Here is a 20127-nt window from a genome sequence, read left to right as displayed (position 1 = left end):
TCTCGGTCAAGCAAACCGAACCATGCCAGCAATCTGATGGAAGTAATCCCTTGACCAGATATCCACTACAGCCGGTTCAGGAATGAAACGAATTACATCCTGACGGGCCGAGCGAACATTCAGAGAATCAATTTTTTTATGCAACAGGTCCTGAAACTCACTGGTTGATAGTTTCCTGTCAGCCAGGTCGCCACTTTGAAAACCACGTTCGGCAAAATGTTTCAGGCCGAGAGGAACCCCCTGGCGAACGTACCACTCGAAATCGAACCAGTCTCGCCCCTTTACGCGGTTATTCCATTGCCGAAACAGCAACGCATGCATCTTACCCGCGAACAGGTCTGACAAGCCAAAGCACTTTGTGTAGAAAGAGTATGGCTGGATAAGCAGCCGTTCCTCGGTTGCAAAACCCAGCGGAGGATCCTTGTCAACCTCCAACTTGATTTTAACGGTTTTACGCCCAGTGATGTTCAGGTCGTATAGGCTGGAGGTTTTCTTCAGGAAAGCGGACTCAACTTCACTCTGCACGCTCTTTTTCTTGGCGGACAACGTCACTTCAAAACCGAAAGCGGAAAATTCATCATGGATCGCCCGAAAATAGGGCTCGAGAGAAAAGCTGGAGTCGGGCTTCAGCAGTGAAAAATCTAGGTCTTCGGAAAACCTGGACAATCCATAAAAAATTCGCAGGCAGGTGCCCCCGTAAAATGCCGCCTTGTCAAAGAAACCTCCGCGATACAGGCCCGCCAGCGCAATTTCCTGCATCACCTCGCGAAGCGCAAGATTCCGTGAAGCCTCATCGTCAGGATAGCGAGCCAGCATCTGGTCAACCACCGTCATGACCAATCCTCCAGCACGTCTGCCAATAGCTCCAACAACGCGGTCTTTGGGCCAGCCTTTACATAGAACTTAATAACATCCATATCAATATCCTCAAAACTATCCTTGTCGATACGCAAATCCTCCTCCAGAAACTCCCTCATAGCCGCCGCAGAAAACAAACGCAGGTTTCTCGTGAGCAGCACTTTGTCACACAGTGCCTTGGTAGGCCCCGCTAACAGGCAGTAGGCTCGCTCGTCGACCCTCTCAAGCTTTGCCCCCACATACAGCAAAGATTCATCGATATGCTGATAAGAAAACTGCCCAACCGGGGTTTCGTAACGCTTTCCTCGGCGTGAAGTCACCGAAGTGACGCCAAAAACCCCCTCAGGTATCAAACCATGCCACGCAAGTGCCCACTCCAGCGAAACGCAGGATGGCCCATACAGGTTGTTCGCAATCAACGGCAGGCTGAGAGGTGACCGGCGCCACTCCGGCCCCAGCACATACATACCCTTCTTCAGTGGTACCAACACACCCGCCCCAGCCAGCTTGGCTATCTTATCGTTTGGACGGCTATAGTCATGAAGTACCGACAACAGTGAAGAACGGCTAAAAGGGATGTTATTGAACTGCTGAAGCTGCTGCTCGATTCTCATGCGTAAATTTTACACACAAAATCGCCATTTTGTCGATTATCTGCGTAAAAACGTCGACCTCACCCAGGGTACCCCACAACCTTCACGCAGCATGATTATAGGATTACGACCCGATGGACCTAATTCGAATTACAGGAGATGCCCTCAAAAGTTCGATCGGCCCGGGGGTGGGGGTACCTTTTCTGCCAGAAAAAGGTGTCTGAGCGAAGCGAGTTCTTTTTCCAAAGAAAAGGTATCCCTGCCGCCGGGCCAGCCCTATAGCCATCAGGCTTCGGTTGTCGGATTACGGCTTCGCCTAATCCGACCTACGAGGTTAACTTCAAAAAGCCCAGACGAAGGGAATCAAGCCAATGGCCGTTGACCCCACCAGCAGGCTGAGCGGGAACCCCAGACGCACGTAGTCCATAAACCGATACCGCCCCGGCCCGTAGACCATCAGGTTGGTCTGGTAGCCCAATGGGGTAATAAACGAAGCCGACGCCGCAAACATCACCGCCACCGCAAAAGGCAGGAAGTTAATCCCCAGTTGCTCGGATACCGCCAACGCAATGGGAAACATCAGCACCGCCGCCGCGTTATTGGTAATCACCTCCGTAAAGGCCGCCGTGAGAATATAAACCAGCGCCAACGCCAGCCAAGGCGTCAGCGGCCCGAACAGCCCCAACAGCCCGCCGGCCACCCACTCGGCCCCGCCGGTCTCAGTCATGGCATTGCCCAGGGCAAAAGACGCCGCAATCACCACCAGCACCGGTAAATCCACGCTCCGGCGGGCACGGCTGGCGGTGATACAACCACTCACAATCATCCCGCCAGCCGCGAGAAAAGCCGCTTCAATAATCTGCAGCAACCCCGACGCACTGGCCAGAACCATCAACAACAGAATGCCAAGGGCCCGGGGTGCCTTGTGAAAATCCGGCGGCGTGGAATCGTTCAGCGCACTGACCAGCAGAAAATCCCGGCGGAAACGGTATTGCTCCACAAACTGGTGGCTGGCCTCTAGCAAAAGGGTGTCCCCCATTTTGAAGGTGATATCCCCCAGCTTGCCCGGCACCCGGTTACCTTCACGGGAAACCGACAGAATCGCGGCGTTGAACCGGGTACGAAAGCGGCTTTCCCGCACCGTCTTGCCTAATGCCGGGAATTCCTGCCCCAGAACCACCTCCACCAGGCAGCGCTGATGGTTCGCCAGGTCCAGCTTCTGGATGCTGGCCTGGGCCGGTTTCAGGCCCTGGATCCGCCGCAATTCACTGGCACACTCCGGTGCTCCCACAAAATACAACTTGTCGCCGGGCTGCAACATCCGGTCCGGCTCTACCGCTGTAATCAGCCGGCCGCCCCGGTCGATCTCCGTCAGGTAGCCATAATTCAGCGCTCGCAAGCCGGCCTGGGCCACCGTCTTACCCACCAGGGGCCCGGTGGCATCCACTTCCACCTCCACCCCGTATTCCCGAACCTGCTCCAGTTCCTCCTTCATGCCGCCTCTGTCCGGCAGCAAACGGGAAGACACCAGCACCAGGTAGCACCCACCCACCAGCAACAGGGGCACACCCACCCAGGCCAGCTCAAACAACCCCAGATGAACTCCCTGCCGCGCCTGCAGCATGCCATCAATCACCAGGTTGGTGCTGGTGCCAATGAGCGTGCAGGTGCCGCCCAGAATGGCAGCGTAACTCAGGGGTAGAAGAAGACGGGAGGCAGGAATCCCCAGGCGCTGGGCCCAGTCCTGAATGGCGGGAATGAACATGGCCACAACAGCGGTATTGTTCATGAAACTGCTGAGAATACCGGTAGGCGCCAGCATCCGAAACTGGGCGCCCTTTTCGGTTTTCGGGTGCCCCAGCAGCAACCGGGCAATCCACTGCACGGCGCCGGTTTCCTTCAGGCCGGCAGCCACCACATACAACGTCGCAATGGTAATCACACCCGGGTTGCCAAACCCCGCCAACGCCTCAGCCGGCCCCAGAATGCCCGTAATCAGCAAAAACGCCAGGGCCGCCATCAACACCAGGTCCGCAGACACCCGGGTAATAATCAGGGCGCCAAGGACGGTAAACAGGGTAAGCAGCGTAACAATGGCTTCCCATGCCATGGAAAATTACGCTCCGGTGGTTTGCGGCGAGGTAAAAATCAGCTGTCGCTCAAGCAGGTAATCAATCAACCGGTTCACGCAATCATCCACGGACATCCGGGAAGTATCCAGGCGAACCTCCGCCCGCTCCGGCACTTCGTAGGGGGAATCGATACCCGTAAAATGCTTGATCTTGCCGGCTCGGGCTTTTTCATAAAGCCCCTTGGGATCTCTTTGCTCACAGGTCTCAAGCGGGGTATCCATGAAAACCTCAATGTACTCCCCCGCCGGGAAAAGATTACGCACCAGGCGCCTGTCGCTGGTGAACGGCGAAATAAACGCACTGAGCACAATCATACCCGCATCGGTAAACAACTTGCTCACCTCGCCAATGCGGCGGATATTTTCAATCCGGTCCTCATCAGAAAAGCCAAGATCCCTGTTCAGACCATGCCGCACATTGTCACCGTCCAGCAAAAAGGTGTGGTACCCCCGCTCAAACAACGCCACATCCAGCGCATTGGCAATGGTGGACTTGCCGGAACCGCTCAGCCCGGTAAACCACAAAAGGCACGGGCTCTGATTCTTGATAGAAGCCCGATCCGCACGGGTGACTTTCTGGTGATGCCAGACAACGTTTTCAGACATTAAACAGCTACCTTGCTTGTGGAACTTCTGTGTCTCCAGATCTCCAAAACACAGTCTATTTGGTTATCTGACCCTATACGAGAGCCTGATCGGACCGGCGGTGGGGTACCTTTTCTGCCAGAAAAAGGTGTCTGAGCGAAGCGAGTTCTTTTTCCAAAGAAAAAGTACCCCACCGCCGGGCCAGCCACCAAACTTATCAGGCTATGAGATCTTGAATTAAACAGGAAATCAGGCAGCGTGGCCCTGTTTTGAGTGAGTTTGGTCACCCTGCCCGGCAAGTAAGCCCTGAACGCTGATATCCTCATCCAGCGAATCCCAGTGAATACCATGGACGCTTAACTCAAAATCCCCCCGGGCACTATAATCCGCGTGCAGCAGGCGCGGAAACCAGGCCAGCGGAGCACCAATTGTCCGGCCATCTGAAAGCATGACCCAAAGATTGTCTTCATCAAACCAGGCTTTTTCAGGCGAAATAGTCATGCCATGCATCCTCGAACAATGTCTGATTTTGTTCCGTCAACTCCAACAATACCCGAATCGTTCGAGCATCAAAACCATCATTCCGTGCCAACGATACCGCGGGAGACAGCCAAAACTTTGCTTCCTTTCCTGCTGAACGCACATGAATATGAGCTGGTTCTAACGGATTACCTTCGTTCGAATAAAAAAAGAACTTAAAACCCTGATACCTGAGAATTACCGGCATGTTTTCCTCAAAAGTCCGATCGGACCGGGGGTGGGGGTGCCTTTTCTGCCAGAAAAAGGTGTCTGAGCGTAGCGAGTTCTTTTTCCAAAGAAAAGGCACCCCCACCCCCGGGCCAGCCACCAAACTTATCAGGCTACGGCAACGCCAGGCTCCGAGTTGTCGGATTACGGCTTCGCCTAATTCGACCTACACTGACAACCTGTGCACCTTCTCACCCTGCCGCTCGTCTGCCGCTACATCCGAAGCCCCATTACACCAAACCAGGTCCTCCACCCCACCATTCGGCGCGTAACCAGTTTTCGCATTCTTCAGCACATCAATAATGGCACCACAGTCAAACGCCTGGCTGGCACGCTGCAGCTGGCTGATAAAGTCCTCCACCTGCTCCCAGGGCAACGACACCTCCCGCGCCATCATAATACGCGGGTGCGATGTCCCTTGCGGATCATCCCCAATCAGCAGCTCCTCGTACAGCTTCTCTCCAGGGCGCAGGCCGGTGAACACCACCTCAATATCACCATCCGGATCGTCCTCGGTTTTCTCTTCCAGGCCCATCAGGTGAATCATCTTCCGGGCCAGATCCGCAATTTTGACCGGCTCGCCCATGTCCAGCACAAACACCTCACCGCCCAGGCCAATACTGCCGGCCTGAAGAACCAGTTGACTGGCCTCCGGGATGGTCATGAAATACCGGATGATATCCGGATGGGTCACCGTAACCGGACCGCCGTCGCGAATCTGGTCCCGGAACAGAGGCACCACGGAACCGGATGAGCCCAGCACATTCCCGAACCGAACCATGGAGAAAACCGTCTTCTGCTGCCGCTGCGCCAGCGCCTGCAGCACTAGCTCCGCCAACCGCTTGCTGGCGCCCATCACGTTGGTAGGGCGAACTGCCTTGTCCGTGGAGATCAGCACAAACCGCTCAACCCCGGCCGCAATCGCCGCTTCCGCCGTGTGCCAGGTGCCGAATACGTTGTTCTGGATACCCTCAATCACATTGTGTTCAACCAGCGGCACGTGCTTGTAGGCGGCTGCGTGGTACACCGTCTGGACACCAAAGGCCTTCATCACCGTTTCACACCGGCGGCGGTGGCACACATTGCCAAGCAGCGGGTGCAGCTCTACCCCAAGCCCTTCGATCTGATTAATGGAGCGCAGCTCACGCTCAATGGCATACAGCGAAAATTCCGACTGCTCAAACAACACCAACGTGCTTGGGCGATGGCGAATAATCTGGCGACACAGCTCCGAGCCAATCGAACCACCCGCGCCGGTTACCATCACAGACTTCTGATACAGGCTCTTGGCGACAACGGCGGAATCCGGCCGAACCGGATCCCGCCCCAGCAGATCCTCAATTTCCAGATCCCGGATATCATTAATCCGAGCCTGGCCAGCCACCAGCTCCGACATGGAGGGAACCGTCTGAACCGGAATCGAAAGCGGCTCCAGTTGTTTCAGCAGCTTCTTACGGTCAATCTGAGTATCTTCATCCAGGGCCAGCAGTATCCGCCGTGCCCGGTACTTCGGCAGGTGCTTCTCAATGTGGTTGATGCTGACCACCGGCAGGCCATTAATCATGGACTTGTGATTCGATCGTTCAAATGTCACGAACACAACCGGGCGATATTCCGTACCCTGCTCCAGTGCAGAAGCCAGCTGCATACCCGTTTGACCGGCACCGACAATGGCGACAGGTTCTTTGGCTCGCTGCTTGGGGTGGTTTACGATTATCCGGACGCCTAAGCGAGTACCGCTGACAAACAGGAAAGCCAGTGCGCCATAAATAATGGGTACGGAGCGGGGGATGAATACCTGCAGGAGATAACCGAGAACAATCAGCGATAAGGCTGACAAGGTAACGCCGTATATTATGGTAAGAAATGCTTTGTCGCCCAGGTACCGAATAACCGCCCGATAAAGGCCCAACCGAATGAATACCGCGATGGTAAACACGACCGTGATGGCGGCTACTATGAGCTGATCACGGTTTGGCACCCATAGCTGTTGCTCCAACCGCAAGGCATAAGCCGCCCAGATGGCAAAAAACAGCACTACCATATCCGAGGCAACGGATATGATTCGCTTCTGCACACGCGGTAGATTGAGAAAGGTTTTTATCACGTTCAGTCCTTTACGCGGTCGCCGGCACCCTTGCCGAGTAATGTATGAACAATATAGAGAAAGTAATTTTTCAGATTCAGGCTGTCTAGCATCTTAGCATCTGTTTCCGCCAATAAACGTGGGGTGGACATGTCGATATTGTTAATCTGCGCCAACCCGGTGATGCCGGGACGAGCCTGAAGCACCCCTCTGGACTCCCTTTCCTCAATTAATTCTTCCTGGTTGAACAAACAAGGCCGAGGCCCAACAAGACTCATTTCTCCTTTCAACACGTTCCAGAGTTGGGGAAGTTCATCTAACTTGGTTCGGCGGAGAAAACGGCCAAATTTCGTAATGGAAGCCGTGTTTGCGAGATGACTCGCTACCGAAGCGGTATCCACCTTCATAGTTCGAAATTTGATGAGCGTGAATGGCTTTTTGTTGCTACCCACCCGCTCCTGCCTAAAAATGGGCTCTCCCGTATCAAATAATCCGATCATCATAATAATCAAAAAGATCGGAAAGCCTAAAACTAAACCAACTGTGGCAAAAACCAAATCAAATGCGCGAATCATCTTAAAAACATTTCCTGAGAGACTCCTCAAGGGTAAGGGGAGGTGTCCATCCAAGAACTTCCCTTGTATAGCTATCGTCCACCAGCAATGAATCAAAGAGCCTGTCGTAACTTGCCTTTTTTCCAAGACACGCGGCTGCAAGCTTCAAGAATGAGTGTGAAACTCGGAACAATCGAACCCCATACCCAGAGGCATCGCCTATCAATCGCAGAAAGTCAGAGGTAGAAACGTCTTGGCCATCACGGACCAAAAACGTCTTTCCTTTCGAAGCATCATCCTTCAAACAGCGAATAAGTAAGTCGACCAAATTCCATACTGAAACAAACGAGCGCCTATTCTGAATACCAGCAAGAGGAAGAGGCAACGGCTTCTTAACAATAGAACACAATAGCCCAAAATTGCCGGGCGCATTCGGACCATAAACCAACGGCGGACGAACAATCGTCAGGGCCATGGAAGAGTCTACAAGCTGCGATTTTAGCTGTTGTTCCGCATGCATTTTGGACTCTGCATAAAGCTCTTTGGGTGCTGGAGTATCCGAAACGGTGAACGGCTGATGATTTGAATTACCATTTACCCCAATAGAACTCATGAACAGAAAGTGCGTGACTCCTGCACCCTCAGCTTGATTCGCCAGGTTCAATGTTCCTTGCACATTCACCTGATGAAACTGTTGAGCAGCGGAACTCGCCCGCTTGTTCAGATGTGCCAGACCAGCCAAGTGAATAACTGCTTGCACCCCATGAAGGCTTTCTCTCCAGTCAGATCCACCATTGATCTCTCCCACGTCGAAAAACTCTAACCCACTTTCTGATGGCAATTCGGGACACCGCCGTCCCGCAACAACCACGTCAAAATCGTTGCCGGCCAACAGAGCTTCAACGAGATATCGGCCAATAAATCCGGTCGCTCCCGTAATCAGAACCTTCTTCCGTGCAGTCATTTGCTTTTCCGCCTCGGATCCATTGGTGTGAGCAACTTGTACACCAGGTGCTGAACCTGCGCTGGCAGCAACGAACGAATAAATGGAATAAAACACGCAGCCCTCTGGTAAAAGGGCATCCCCAGCCTGCCGGCACCACGGTAGCCTATCAGCGCCTGCTCCAGCGCCAGTCTGGGCAACTGCTTTTTATGAGTGTGAGCGCCAAACCGGTAATGAAGCAATGGCAGAGCCAAGTTATGAAACCGGAGCCCGTTTGCCGCACAACGAAACCATAGCTCATAATCCTGCCGGCGCCGACAGGCCGGATCATAATTGCCCGATGAGAGAACCCTTGAGCGGCGCATCATGACCGTCGGGTGAATAATTGGTGATGCCCAAAGATTCGCCACAATCGAGTGGTGCTCTGAGGGCATTGTCCTGAGCCCAAGAGGTTTCCCGTCGAAGGAGATCTCCTGCACAAAGCTACCGAGGATATCGATATCCTCCCGCTCTTCAAGCATCGCAAGTTGAATGGCGAACCGCTCACTCGAGGCAATATCATCCGCATCCATCCGTGCAACCAACTCATTGCCAGCAAGTGACAGGCCACGATGTAACGCGGCCCCAAGGCCCTGATTAACCTCAAAGCGCTCTGTTATCAGAACCGGGCCTAAGGTAGCTTTCCATTGGTCTACAACCCTCTCCAACTCTGTGGGCACTGGCCCATCAAAAACCAATACGATTTCAGAAGGCCGAACTGATTGATCATCCCATATACTTCGCAACGCTTCGGTAAGGTGCTGGGGATCATCACCCTGGTATACAGACATCAATACTGAGAAGCCCATCAGTCGAGATCCATTTTGTAGAGCTGACGCTTGCCTGAGAAAACAGAGTCGAAGAAAACCGATTTACCGTCTAGCGAGAATCTCGGATGCAAATCGCAACGGCTCTCACCGTCGTACTCAAACCCATGGAAAAACTCACCAATCTCCCTCACCTCACCGGTTTTAAAGTTACCCAGAATCAGGTGTTGCATCCGGGATTTGTCCGGATACGTATCCGTAACAAACCAGTCCCCCCAGACATGTGGATGGCCATCTCCGTACCGGTCCAGTTTTCCGGCACCAAAAGAGGTAAAATCCCCGGTATCGACATTGACCAACCAGTAGCCCTCTTTATTTCCAGGGCCCCGCAAATAACCAAAAACACTCTCCTCGTTAGCCCAAAAACAATGACTTACCATGCCGAAATCAGCCAAAAGTCTCAGCTGGCCATTCTCAACATCGGCAAGAAACAACCGGTCAGTACGGGCCCCTCCGTTGCGAAATCGATGCATGAAGATAAACTGACGCCCACTTGGAGAAATCATCACGTGATTCACTTTATGATGGGCATTCTCCATCTCCGGCTTGAACTGGAAGGACTTAAGGTCAGAAAGGGATATGAACAATCTTGAAGAACCTGTTGCGAAATCAACAAGCCACAACCCATCATTTTCTAGCTTTTCGAGCTCTGCCTGATTCATAGGAGGCAGATTCTGGTACCCATAATCCGGCCTTAATGCCTGTAGGCGTTGATAATCCAAAGAAATAAAATATTCAACCCCAAACGAATCCTGAACTGGCAACGTGAACGTTTTTACCTGTTTTTCGCCCTTCAACGACCAAACTTTTGCAACGTAGCTCGCGGAAGCTTCGTCAAAATCATTGAAAATAAACAGATCATCATCCAACCAATGTGCTCTGGAACCCTGTTGCCAATTAAAAGCTCTTACAGTGATCGATAAAACAACTTCCTGATTCTTCGAATCATGCACATTCAAAACCACCTCACCTTGGGGCAACGGAGCCTTCGACGTATCTTCTTCAGTAGTGTAAACCAACACATAGCCATTTTGGTTGACTGGCGATTTATCAAAATAACCGAAAAAGGTCTCCTTAGCTCCACTCCGGTAAGGGAAAGGTTCACGAACGGCTCTTTTACGATAATTTTTTCTGTGACGAAGGAAAGCCAACCTCGAATAGAATAGCTTGAGACTCTTCTTTAGCCCAGGTGTTCTAGACAGAAGCTTGGCAACTTGTCTTTCAAATACATTAAAATTGCTCAAAATAACCGCCAACTATCGATTTCTGATACTTAACACTCTGAAAAACATTTTTCGGCCAAGGCACAATGAAAAACCAGCAAGCAACGATGAAATAGATCGAAACCTGACCCCACTCTTGAATAACATAGCTATGGCGGAAATCACATTTCCCGATATGAGCATTTTATGGGCGAGAAAGTTATTATTTGCCAATGCACGAGACCTTCTCTCAGAGGGTGTAAGTTGCTTTAGTTCTTCATGATATTTTTGCTCAATATAATTGATTGCCTTAACATTTTTATCAACCGATTTAGATATACTTTTTTCTGAAAGTTCAACATTTATATTCACTAGAACCTCAGGAATACAAACCGTTTTTTGACAAATCTGAAGAAGCCTTATGCCAAACTCGTAGTCTTGCCTTGCAGCGAGCAGCTCATCAAAACCTTCAGCTTTACTAAATACACTTCGTCTAATACACATCATTGAAGTTGTTCCGATAACGTTTTTCTCTAGCTGGTTACGAAGGTTTGGATTGGCATTCGGCTTGATGCGATAAGCTATACCAAGATCCTTAATAAATACTTGAGAGTAGGAGGTAACCAAGCCCACTTCTTCATCCTCAAACTCTTTAATTACTTTCTCTATTTTATCCACCGAAAAAAAGTCGTCATCATCAAGAAACAACACTATATCGGTAGAGCAATTTTTTACGCCTAAGTTACGGGAAAAAGGAGCACCCATTGATTGCGCATTCCTAATCAATCTTAGACTTACATTATCTGGAATCGAAATTTTGTCATTTAATTCTAATTCGGGATCGGAGCCATCATCAACGACTATCACCTCGGTGGGTAAAACCGACTGAGAAAATACACTTTCCAAGCTCTTAATCACTGAATAAGGCCTATCTTTAGAGGGAATAACAACACAACAGCTAATCATAAGTAATCTCTATGAACCGCCCCGGGTATCGCGGAGGCCCGTTGGTTTTAGTCACGCTGCCATAACAGCCTGACTGTTAAGTTGCCGATAGTAGTTTGCCTCAGCTTCTGCTGGCGGGAAATACCCCAGTGCTTCCATCAGCTGTTGGTGCTTGAACCAGGACATCCATTCCAGCGTTGCCAGCTCAAAGGATCTCATGGATTTCCAGGGGCCGTGCCAGTGGCGAAAACGCAAAGCGCACCATAAAACAGGCTACGCCTCTGCTCCGGTTCGACAATCAGCGCAAGGCAACTGGTCTGATTGCGGAAGTCGATCGGTTGTCGATACAGATAAATCCTGCTGTGCGTATTGCTGTGGCCCCCGCAACTGGATTAAAAATCACCGCGCATCGGCCGGTGAAAATTGTTAACGAAATTAAAGAGAGAACAATTTTATTGGCACTCGTTAAACACCTCCGTAAGATAACGCACATTACTCTTCCAGTTAAATTTTTCAACCACAGTAACGGAAGCTTTATCAGAGATACGTGACAGGTGGTCAGGTGACATCAAAAGAACCTCTTTTATTACATCTCTAGACGCATTTAAATCTATGTCGGAGATATGAAAGCCGTTCACCCCATGGAAGACAACTTCAGGGACCCCCCCCACAGGTGTACTAAAAACGATCATGCCTGATGCCAGGGCCTCCAATACAACATTTGGCAACCCCTCGCTTTTAGAGAGGAAAATAAAATAATTACACTCCCTCATTAACAGCGCCACCTTATCAGCCTTCTGTGAGCCAACGAAATTTACATCCAGCTTCCTCTCTACACTAAAAGACTTTAATTTACTTTCAAGTGCGCCTTTGCCAACAACAGTAAGCGTTGCAATCGGAAAACAGGCTTTAATAAGCTCAAAAAGCCTCAGAAGCTCAAAAACACCCTTTTCTTTTTTTAAATTTCCTACAAAGAGAAATGAAGGAGTGCTGAACGGTCTTAATAATGGAGGAAAAAAAACCTCAGAATCGACACCATTATAATTAACACTGACTAAATCATCACGAAGACCTGCACATTTCTTCGCCTCTTTCATCAGTAACTCACTAACGGAAAAGACATGGGAAGATGAGCTCAATGCAGCTCTATTTATGATCCGAGCCAAAAAATCATTTTTAGAAAAACAATTTATATCGCTACCTCTCACACAAACAAAACTTTTTACCCTCTTTAACTTAGAGATACAAAACCCGACAAATCCCCCTGGCAGCGACCACTGGCTATAAACTAGATCTACATTATTAATAGAACGAACACGACTATCAATCAAACATACAACGCCTGCGATTAGCGTGCTTAATGAATAAAAGTATCTAGATGGGATCTTAAAATACTTTACACACGTTACCTTCACACCCTCGTGAATATAGTCCCTTTCTTTTTTACTATACCTTAGAAAAAAAGAAGGAACCAACCTTATTACCTGAGCATTGTGCCCTAACCTTTCTAGCTCTTTAACCTGACGATGAACAAAAATTCCGGCTTGCGCATCTGCCTTATCTGGATAAACGTGTGTTACTATTATGATATTCATAACGGCCACCAATATAAATTATAAAATATAGCAAAACTCCAATCCAATAATACTTATAACCAATAGTATCGTTACCAAACCCTATAATGAAAAGATATACCGAAATCAATGAAACCAAGAAACTTCTCCGAGAGCGCCAGAATATTGCTTTAAAAATTATATGTACAGAAAAAAAGAGATACACAGCTGATCCGATAACGCCCAGCTCTTTAAAGATTAGCAAGTAGTTGTTGTGCGGCATCCTATGTGAATCACAAGCATAGTACTCACAATATTGATAAGGCGTCATTCCGTATCCCCAGCCCAATAATGGATCACTGGGCATCTGAAGATACTCGAAGAAGAGTAAGTTGCGCCCCGCGGTCATAGCTTTGAGGTCCCCCGACATTAAACTATTTAGTCGCATTAGACCAAGATTTTCAGTACCAATAACCAAAACCAATCCAACCAACACAATCAAGGCTACTCCGACAAAAAACACCCACTTAAAATTTACAGTCTGTAATCGAAGTGTCTTTATTGATCTCACAAGATCTCTCGCAGAGAAAATTAGTAAGCAGAAGATAAGAGACCCTAGAATCGCACCCATAGAAGTTCGACTTTGCGTTAATACTAGAAAGGCACTTAGAATAATTAATATCCCAAAATACAAAAAGCTAACAGACGATCTTAACCTATCAAAACAAATTAATATTGCCAAAGATATATATGCTCCAAGCCACGTTGGGTTGAGGGAGCCTAAAGTCATTCTGTCACCGGCATAAACACTCCCATATATTAGATAATAGATGAACGCCAAGATAGCAACAAACAGCACAGAAAAAACATAACACACGAGCAAATCATCGACCCTCAAATTGTTTTTATAAAAGACGATGCTCGGGATGACCAATACATAGGCTATTGACAAAACTAATGGAAGCACAGACCTTATCCAGTACGATATTTCTTTGCTCCAAAAGTACGACATTAAGACCAGCATGACAAAAAATATAAAACCAATATGAGACGAAGTTAACCTCAACCTTAAGGCCAAAACACCATATAAAAAAAGAATTAGACCGACAAAATTCGAACTCAAATACCAAAGATCAAGTTCTTTGAAGACAAGGTCTAAAGGGAGAAGGACAATAAATAATAACGTTAAGACTTTTGCCACTTCTAAAACCTTCTCAACCAACCAAAGGAGTGACTTTTGCCTCTGAATTTAAAAAACTGAAAATATAAATTCAATAAACGCAAAAATGCCTTTGCTTTTCTTGACTTACCATCATTTTCATTAAAAGCATGACGATATACTTTTTCTAACTTGCACGCTGAATACTCAGAATTATAAAGTCGACTGAGGGTTAAACGCACATTTTTAGCATCTTTTATTATCTCGCGATGGTTGCAAATCCCCTTTATTAAAGAGTCAAACTCGGCCGAATCATCTTGAAGATTTCCTCTCCCTGAGAAGTTATAATGATACAAATCCTCAACCGTTTCTTCTCTTATCCTTGTCAATCTACCTTTTTCCGATATTACGTATCCAACATTTCCTAGCATACAAGGTTCAATTATACTACGCCCTTTACCAACAAAAATAGAAAATTCTTCTGTAAGATTAGAAAAATCATTCACCCAGCCGCGGTACTCAATAGATTTCCGACCCAGTTTATTGTTAATATCAAAAATATAAGAGTTTAGAATCTTTGAATACTCCTCATCTTCAGATTTGTCCGCTCCAGCTATACACAAATAAAAGCGATCTCCTTTATTCGCGGCATCGCTTATGCGTTGAAGCAAGCTCACAATCCCACCTATTGTCTGGCGCTTAATATTCCCCAACACAAGAATTTTGTCCCCGGTTATTGAAGAATAACCTTTTCCCCTATAATTTAGTTTGATTCTATTTGAAACCAAAAAAATTGACTTAGGATCAAAACCTAAATCCAGCATATCGCAAACATTTTCCTTAGAATAGCATATGGCGACTTTCCCTTTTACAACCTTGATGATGTGAGGCTCTACCTTACCGCCAGCCTGACTAAAAACTAGCGGAATTCCCGTAATGTCAGACACCACTGCCAGAAATGAATAATGCGAAGGGCGGCATGAATGTATCAAGTCCGGCTTCTCCAGCCTTACTACCCTCACCCATGTCATAACCAACCACAGATTTTTAAAGATATTTTTAAAATCAAAGGGTGGGACATTTAAAATCCTCAAATATGGAGCAAGGTGGGATAATTGTTGGGAATCTTTACCTATGACTGCCACCACTTCATGGCCACTATTGTACATCGCTTTAAGGTGCTCCAAGTGAGAGCGAGGCGCTCCACCACTCATATCTTGAAAGTCATATAATATTTTCATTTAGATGACACTTTTTTCTCGCGCAAACAATAAATTATAATAAATGTTTTAGTTAATGCCTGACTAACGCTCAACTTTTCGATAAACCGCTTTTAAAAATGGAAGAAAGCTACTCAAACGCAATAGTGGATTCAACCAATAACCACAGCACCGCTCATTTATAGTGCCCCAGTATATTCCCCCCCAAAACACCTCTGCCGGTGTCCGGTAGCCCAGCCGTTTTCCGGGTCGGTTATTCAATTGCTCAACCACGCGGTTGATGTGCGTTTGAGACAGCCTGACAAAGTTCGTCCCTTTTGGGTAGTTCTGGCGCAGCAAGCCGTTCCTGTTCTTATTCATGCCCGTTGACCGGAGCAGCATGGACCATAAAAATAGGCGGCCAGATCCAACTCTTTGTTCGCCTGTTCGTGTTCCGCAAACTCGCTACCGTTTTCCAGTGCCGCCGTTTTCACAAGACCTCGGATTGGCTTCAAAAGCCTGATCAAGATGCGCGGCCGTAAAATGCTTTAGACCACCTGCGAGCAAGTAGCCGCCGACGCTCCACCAATGCCACCAAACTGGATTGTTTGTGGCCTTGGAGCACCGTGTCGCCTTGCCAGAGGCCAAGCGTGACCCACCTTTCAGTTTCTTTGGGGCGGCACAGAATTTCGACCCGATTCGGGGTTGTGCCGAGGCCCGCTTCCTTCGCTCTGCGTTTGCGATCACGATTGTTCCGATGTCGACAGAAGCGCCAAAGGCGACCACCCAAAAGGCGATCACGATGAGTCAAGGCATAGGCCCACTCGTGACTGATTTGCACTGAAGTGTTCATGCGGCGCGTAAAGGCTGCGATCTGCTCGGGGCTCCAGTGTCCCTTCAGCCGTTCAGTCACCCAGTCCGTCAGCCACTGAACTCGTTTGTCGCGCTTGAAGGCGTTTCTACGCCAGATATTCGCCTTATGCTGCGCCGTCTCAGGTTCATAGCTGCGAACGCTATTACGCTGCAACTCGCGGCTGATCGTACTGTTGTGGCAGCTAAGTATTGCTACGATCTGTCGCTTGCTTTCGCCAGCCGCACGCAGGGCCGAAATTTGGTATCGTTGAGTCTGGGTTAGTTGTCGGTATTTCATCACTGCTTCACTTTGGTCGGTAAGGCCCGTGGGGATACCGGCGTCGGCCCTCCCGCCTCTACCTGGTTACGCCAAAATGCTGCAGTTATCATCTGAATTCTCTACCTAAGGAGATTCTGAATAAGTCTTCAAAATCAGCGATAATACGGCCATCACCAACCGCACAGGATTCACTGGCACATGGATCAGATGACCTTGTCCGAAGCCGAGTAAGAGAACAAGAAACGCATCATCCGCCGCGAGATCTTTCTCAAACGGATGGACAAACTGGTTCCCTGGAAGCAGTTGGAGAAAAAGGTAGCCCGTTATTACCCCAAGGAGCGGAACGGCCGGTCTCCCTATCCGCTGCCTGCCATCCTGCGAGTTCACAGCATTCAGTTGTTCTATAACCTTGGCGATCCGGCCATGGAAGATGCTTTGTACGAGATTGAATCCATGCACCACTTCGCCGGTCTAAAGCTGGACCGCTTGCCGGACGTGACCACCATTCTTAGCTTCCGGCATCTCCTGGAGCAACACGGTCTTGGCAAGGTGCTGTTTAAAGAGGTGAACAAACAACTGGAGAAAAAAGGCCTGATGTTGCGTGAAGGAAGCATCGTCGACGCTACCATTATCTCTGGTCCCAGCTCTACCAAGAACCAAGGCGGCAAACGCGATCCGGAAATGCACCAGACCAGAAAGGGCAATGAATGGCACTTCGGTATGAAGGTGCAAATTGGCGTCGACGATACGCTGGGCCTGATTTATACCACCGCTACCACCGTTCACGACATCGTGCCCGCCGGTAAACTGCTGCACGGAGAAGAGCAGCGAGTCTTCGGCGATGCCGGGTATCTTGGCAATCAAAAGCGGGATGAGTATAAGCGCCGCGAAGATGTCGCCTGGTTCATTGCCAAACGGCCTGGTACCCGGAAGAAGCTAGATGCCGAAAAGCTGAACGCCGAGAAAATGAAAGCCAGTGTTCGCATCAAAGTTGAGCATCCCTTCCGGTACACAAAGCAGGCCTTTGAATAAGGCAGGGTCCGCTATCGCGGCCTTGCAAAGAAAAATAACCGGCTGCATTTGCTAGCCGCGTTCAGCAACCTGCTAATTGGTGGAAAAATCCCTACTGGCGCAGGGCCAGTGCGCCTGTTTTCCGCCAAAATGGCAGAAAATCTACAAAAACCACACAAATAAAGGGTAATTAGTGACTGAACTTTTGATTTTTGCCGACTTAAACCAAGATCAGCAAAAATCAACGGTTATTCAGACTTTCCTAACTCATCAAAAAAGATTGCCTCTCGCTCCAGATAAAACCCAGTTTTCTGAAAAACTGCATCATTTATATTTTTTATCAGCCGTTTAACGTCTTTTGCTTTAGCTTCGCCTGTATTAACAATAAAGTTAGCATGCTGATCAGAAACCTGTGCGCCACCAATTTTCATTCCTTTAAAACCCAACTCTTCAATAACCTTACCAGGTGGGCCAAATTCCGAATACATGGCTGGATTACTTTTAAAAACCGAGCCGCAGTTAGGTTTTTTTCTGGGGAATTTTTTACGGCGATCTCGGAGAATATTCAACATATCTCTTCGTATGCCATTTCTGTCTGAGTGAGAAAACTTTAGCTTGGCACCTACGACGATTTCATTATTATTCTGAAAAATAGATCTTCTATAGGCAAAGTCACAGTCTTCCACACTTCTCCGGTAAAGTCTGCCGCTTCGATCAACGCTCTCAACCCAAACAATATTATCGGCAATTCCTTTTTGTTTGCTACCGCCGTTCATACAGATCAGTCCACCCAGCGTACCTGGAATACCACTAACATGCTCGCCTCCTGTAAGACTATGCTGCATTAGCTTACGCGCAAGACTTGGTACCCAGACACCTGCTTCAGCAACAACTTCTGTACCCATTATTTGGATAGCATTCAGGTTCGTGCCTACCTGTATTATGGGTACTCTGATTCCTTCATCTGAAAAAAGAAGGTTGCTGGTCAGGCCTATGATAACTGGCTTAATATCTCTATTATAAAACCATTGGAGCAATTCAATGATTTCTGCCTGGCTGGTTGGCTGGATTAAAAGATCTGCTATACCGCCAATTTGCCACTGGCTAATTTCTGCAAGCGATATATTGCAAATTACCCCTCCTGGTGATATTTCTTGAAGTTGAGCAATATCGCCACCTGTTAACCCATCCATTTTATATCAGCACCTAAAGATTTAAGCTTTTTATCAAAGTCTGCATAGCCTCTGGCTATTTGCCAAGCATCTTCGATCACGGTCTCACCTTCAGCAACAAGACCGCACAAAGCCAGAGCGGCGCCAGCGCGTAAATCTAATGCTTTAACGTGTGCCCCTATAATGCTTCCCTGATTGCCATGGACCTTCAGAAGATTACCCTTGATCTCATACCCCAACCCCATTTTAGCCATTTCTTCTGCGTATCCGTAACGCCCTGGAAACCGAAGATCTATGATTCGAGACTCGCCTTGGGCACAAGCGGCATACGCTGCCAATATAGGCTGAACATCGGAGTTGATCCCTGGGTGAGGACCAGTGCTTATCTCCAGTGGGTAACAGCGGCCCCCACGAACAATCAAACTACCCTCGCCTCTGTAAAACTTTGCACCACTCTCACGCAAATGGATCATCGCCACCTCTAGGTCGGCATAGGGGAAATTCTTAATTTCTAAATCCCCACCTGTCATAACTGACGCAACAAGCCAAGTGATTGCCTCCATATTATCAGGCATCACGGTGTAGCGAGTTCCATGAAGGCCCTCCACACCTGTCACCTCAATATGCTCTTGACCAAACATGCGTATTTTTGCGCCCATTGTCTGAAGGAAATTGATCAGATCGATAATTTCAGGTCGAATATGCGGGTTCCAGATGCGAGTAGTGCCTTTGGCTAGTGAGCCAGAAATAATAGCATTTTCGGTTGCGCCAGTTGACCGGATCGGCAAGTGTATCTCCGCGCCCAATAATCCCCCACTCGGGGCTTTAGCACAGAGCATATTACCTTCCTGCCATATTTCGGCTCCCATCGATCGCAATACCATCTCATGCAGATCAAAAGTCCGATCACCTAACTGGCAGCCACCAGGAAGGGGAACAGCACCAGCACCGGTTCGTGCAGTTAATGCGCCCAAGATAAGCAAAGTGTTCCTAATCGATCGATCATCCCATTCCAGTCTATTTGAAAGTCGATTAGCTCCCTCGATGGTGACAGTTGTAGCATCAAGCAGCTTGCAACTCTTTCCTAACTTTTCCAGCATACCAATGTGTATCCTTGCATCCAGCAAGGAACTTGGATAGTTATTCAATATTATCTTATCATCAGATAATATTGAAGCTGTCAAAAGTTTTAATACGCTGTTTTTAGCCCCGGAGACTTCTATCACCCCTTCCAAGCTACTTTTTTTTACAATTAACCCTTTATTCATTTAATTACCTTTTATAACTAGCTTAGGAGACTCTGAATAAGTCTCGAAATCAGCGATAATACGGCCATCGCCAACCGCATAGGATTCGTTGCCACCATGGATCAGATCACTTTCTCCGAAGCC

General features: G+C 48.4%; 18 protein-coding genes and 3 pseudogenes. 1 reads left to right on the top strand and 20 read right to left on the bottom strand.

All coding sequences use genetic code 11. The features are described 5' to 3' along the window. Positions 1-6: 6 nt before the first annotated feature. The 18 genes and pseudogenes from HLUCCO03_RS02255 to HLUCCO03_RS02180 all read right to left on the bottom strand — a co-directional run bounded on the left by HLUCCO03_RS02255 (position 7) and on the right by HLUCCO03_RS02180 (position 16571). Complete coding sequence (locus tag HLUCCO03_RS02255) at positions 7-834, bottom strand: nucleotidyl transferase AbiEii/AbiGii toxin family protein (RefSeq protein ID WP_036197608.1); 828 nt, start codon at positions 832-834, stop codon at positions 7-9. Further along, positions 831-1472 (bottom strand): hypothetical protein, encoded by a 642-nt coding sequence (locus tag HLUCCO03_RS02250; protein ID WP_027832621.1) that lies wholly within the window; start codon positions 1470-1472, stop codon positions 831-833. The genes HLUCCO03_RS02255 and HLUCCO03_RS02250 overlap by 4 nt, the downstream gene beginning before the upstream one ends. 319 nt (positions 1473-1791) lie before the next feature. Further along, complete coding sequence (locus HLUCCO03_RS02245; protein ID WP_027832622.1) at positions 1792-3561, bottom strand: SLC13 family permease; 1770 nt, start codon at positions 3559-3561, stop codon at positions 1792-1794. Between the two features lie 6 nt (positions 3562-3567). Then, complete coding sequence (cysC, locus tag HLUCCO03_RS02240; protein WP_027832623.1) at positions 3568-4188, bottom strand: adenylyl-sulfate kinase; 621 nt, start codon at positions 4186-4188, stop codon at positions 3568-3570. Positions 4189-4416: 228 nt separating this feature from the next. Continuing rightward, positions 4417-4668 carry a DUF2442 domain-containing protein gene (locus HLUCCO03_RS02235; RefSeq protein WP_027832624.1) on the bottom strand — a complete coding sequence of 84 codons (252 nt, stop codon included), beginning with the start codon at positions 4666-4668 and terminating at the stop codon, positions 4417-4419. Beyond that, positions 4652-4894: a DUF4160 domain-containing protein gene (locus tag HLUCCO03_RS19375; RefSeq protein ID WP_081813570.1), complete on the bottom strand. Its 243-nt coding sequence runs from the start codon at positions 4892-4894 to the stop codon at positions 4652-4654. Before HLUCCO03_RS19375 ends, HLUCCO03_RS02235 begins: the two co-directional genes overlap by 17 nt. 186 nt (positions 4895-5080) lie before the next feature. Then, positions 5081-7021 carry a nucleoside-diphosphate sugar epimerase/dehydratase gene (locus HLUCCO03_RS02230; protein ID WP_027832625.1) on the bottom strand — a complete coding sequence of 647 codons (1941 nt, stop codon included), beginning with the start codon at positions 7019-7021 and terminating at the stop codon, positions 5081-5083. Between the two features lie 2 nt (positions 7022-7023). Next, positions 7024-7575: a sugar transferase gene (locus HLUCCO03_RS02225; protein ID WP_027832626.1), complete on the bottom strand. Its 552-nt coding sequence runs from the start codon at positions 7573-7575 to the stop codon at positions 7024-7026. A gap of 1 nt (position 7576) precedes the next feature. Beyond that, entirely contained in the window at positions 7577-8518 is a 942-nt protein-coding gene (locus HLUCCO03_RS02220; protein ID WP_027832627.1) for an NAD-dependent epimerase/dehydratase family protein, read from the bottom strand. Beyond that, positions 8515-9345: a glycosyltransferase gene (locus tag HLUCCO03_RS02215; protein WP_027832628.1), complete on the bottom strand. Its 831-nt coding sequence runs from the start codon at positions 9343-9345 to the stop codon at positions 8515-8517. Before HLUCCO03_RS02215 ends, HLUCCO03_RS02220 begins: the two co-directional genes overlap by 4 nt. Beyond that, entirely contained in the window at positions 9345-10619 is a 1275-nt protein-coding gene (locus HLUCCO03_RS02210; RefSeq protein WP_292016602.1) for a hypothetical protein, read from the bottom strand. Before HLUCCO03_RS02210 ends, HLUCCO03_RS02215 begins: the two co-directional genes overlap by 1 nt. After that, positions 10620-11531: a glycosyltransferase family 2 protein gene (locus tag HLUCCO03_RS02205; protein ID WP_081813571.1), complete on the bottom strand. Its 912-nt coding sequence runs from the start codon at positions 11529-11531 to the stop codon at positions 10620-10622. It abuts the gene before it with no gap. A gap of 51 nt (positions 11532-11582) precedes the next feature. After that, positions 11583-11741, bottom strand: a pseudogene (locus HLUCCO03_RS02200) (IS3 family transposase); the annotation flags it as partial. Positions 11742-11962: 221 nt separating this feature from the next. Further along, on the bottom strand, positions 11963-13105 hold the full coding sequence (locus HLUCCO03_RS02195) for a glycosyltransferase (RefSeq protein WP_081813573.1): 1143 nt from the start codon (positions 13103-13105) through the stop codon (positions 11963-11965). After that, a complete protein-coding gene (locus tag HLUCCO03_RS19370; RefSeq protein WP_197025685.1) occupies positions 13068-13853 on the bottom strand; it encodes an O-antigen ligase family protein in 786 nt (261 codons plus the stop codon). Before HLUCCO03_RS19370 ends, HLUCCO03_RS02195 begins: the two co-directional genes overlap by 38 nt. Before the next feature lie 413 nt (positions 13854-14266). After that, positions 14267-15463, bottom strand: coding sequence for a glycosyltransferase (locus HLUCCO03_RS02190; protein ID WP_027832633.1), 1197 nt, complete (start codon positions 15461-15463; stop codon positions 14267-14269). A 189-nt stretch (positions 15464-15652) separates the two neighbouring features. Next, positions 15653-15810: pseudogene (locus HLUCCO03_RS02185) on the bottom strand (IS30 family transposase); the annotation flags it as partial. Positions 15811-15944: 134 nt separating this feature from the next. After that, positions 15945-16571, bottom strand: coding sequence for an IS30 family transposase (locus tag HLUCCO03_RS02180; protein WP_081813574.1), 627 nt, complete (start codon positions 16569-16571; stop codon positions 15945-15947). A 228-nt stretch (positions 16572-16799) separates the two neighbouring features. Between HLUCCO03_RS02180 and HLUCCO03_RS02175 the strand changes: the two are divergent. Continuing rightward, a pseudogene (locus HLUCCO03_RS02175) lies at positions 16800-17747 on the top strand (IS5 family transposase). Between the two features lie 65 nt (positions 17748-17812). On the opposite strand, the gene murB reads toward HLUCCO03_RS02175, so the two are convergent. Both murB and HLUCCO03_RS02165 read right to left on the bottom strand, forming a co-directional pair. Further along, on the bottom strand, positions 17813-18757 hold the full coding sequence (murB, locus tag HLUCCO03_RS02170; protein ID WP_027832635.1) for a UDP-N-acetylmuramate dehydrogenase: 945 nt from the start codon (positions 18755-18757) through the stop codon (positions 17813-17815). Continuing rightward, positions 18745-20004, bottom strand: a complete 1260-nt coding sequence (locus HLUCCO03_RS02165; protein ID WP_027832636.1) for a UDP-N-acetylglucosamine 1-carboxyvinyltransferase — start codon at positions 20002-20004, stop codon at positions 18745-18747. The genes murB and HLUCCO03_RS02165 overlap by 13 nt, the downstream gene beginning before the upstream one ends. Positions 20005-20127: the final 123 nt, after the last annotated feature.

It is taken from the genome of Marinobacter sp. HL-58, assembly GCF_001314605.1.
In the GTDB taxonomy this organism is placed as follows: Bacteria; Pseudomonadota; Gammaproteobacteria; order Pseudomonadales; family Oleiphilaceae; genus Marinobacter.
This window is presented reverse-complemented; position numbering and strand designations above follow the sequence as displayed.

Bases quoted from the DNA above. Each gene is read 5' to 3' on its own strand.
- HLUCCO03_RS02255 (WP_036197608.1), bottom strand. From the start codon at position 834: ATGACGGTGGTTGACCAGATGCTGGCTCGCTATCCTGACGATGAGGCT.
- HLUCCO03_RS02250 (WP_027832621.1), bottom strand. From the start codon at position 1,472: ATGAGAATCGAGCAGCAGCTTCAGCAGTTCAATAACATCCCTTTTAGC.
- HLUCCO03_RS02245 (WP_027832622.1), bottom strand. From the start codon at position 3,561: ATGGCATGGGAAGCCATTGTTACGCTGCTTACCCTGTTTACCGTCCTT.
- cysC (WP_027832623.1), bottom strand. From the start codon at position 4,188: ATGTCTGAAAACGTTGTCTGGCATCACCAGAAAGTCACCCGTGCGGAT.
- HLUCCO03_RS02235 (WP_027832624.1), bottom strand. From the start codon at position 4,668: ATGACTATTTCGCCTGAAAAAGCCTGGTTTGATGAAGACAATCTTTGG.
- HLUCCO03_RS19375 (WP_081813570.1), bottom strand. From the start codon at position 4,894: ATGCCGGTAATTCTCAGGTATCAGGGTTTTAAGTTCTTTTTTTATTCG.
- HLUCCO03_RS02225 (WP_027832626.1), bottom strand. From the start codon at position 7,575: ATGATTCGCGCATTTGATTTGGTTTTTGCCACAGTTGGTTTAGTTTTA.
- HLUCCO03_RS02220 (WP_027832627.1), bottom strand. From the start codon at position 8,518: ATGACTGCACGGAAGAAGGTTCTGATTACGGGAGCGACCGGATTTATT.
- HLUCCO03_RS02215 (WP_027832628.1), bottom strand. From the start codon at position 9,345: ATGGGCTTCTCAGTATTGATGTCTGTATACCAGGGTGATGATCCCCAG.
- HLUCCO03_RS02205 (WP_081813571.1), bottom strand. From the start codon at position 11,531: ATGATTAGCTGTTGTGTTGTTATTCCCTCTAAAGATAGGCCTTATTCA.
- HLUCCO03_RS02195 (WP_081813573.1), bottom strand. From the start codon at position 13,105: ATGAATATCATAATAGTAACACACGTTTATCCAGATAAGGCAGATGCG.
- HLUCCO03_RS19370 (WP_197025685.1), bottom strand. From the start codon at position 13,853: ATGACTTTAGGCTCCCTCAACCCAACGTGGCTTGGAGCATATATATCT.
- HLUCCO03_RS02190 (WP_027832633.1), bottom strand. From the start codon at position 15,463: ATGAAAATATTATATGACTTTCAAGATATGAGTGGTGGAGCGCCTCGC.
- HLUCCO03_RS02180 (WP_081813574.1), bottom strand. From the start codon at position 16,571: ATGAAATACCGACAACTAACCCAGACTCAACGATACCAAATTTCGGCC.
- murB (WP_027832635.1), bottom strand. From the start codon at position 18,757: ATGGATGGGTTAACAGGTGGCGATATTGCTCAACTTCAAGAAATATCA.
- HLUCCO03_RS02165 (WP_027832636.1), bottom strand. From the start codon at position 20,004: ATGAATAAAGGGTTAATTGTAAAAAAAAGTAGCTTGGAAGGGGTGATA.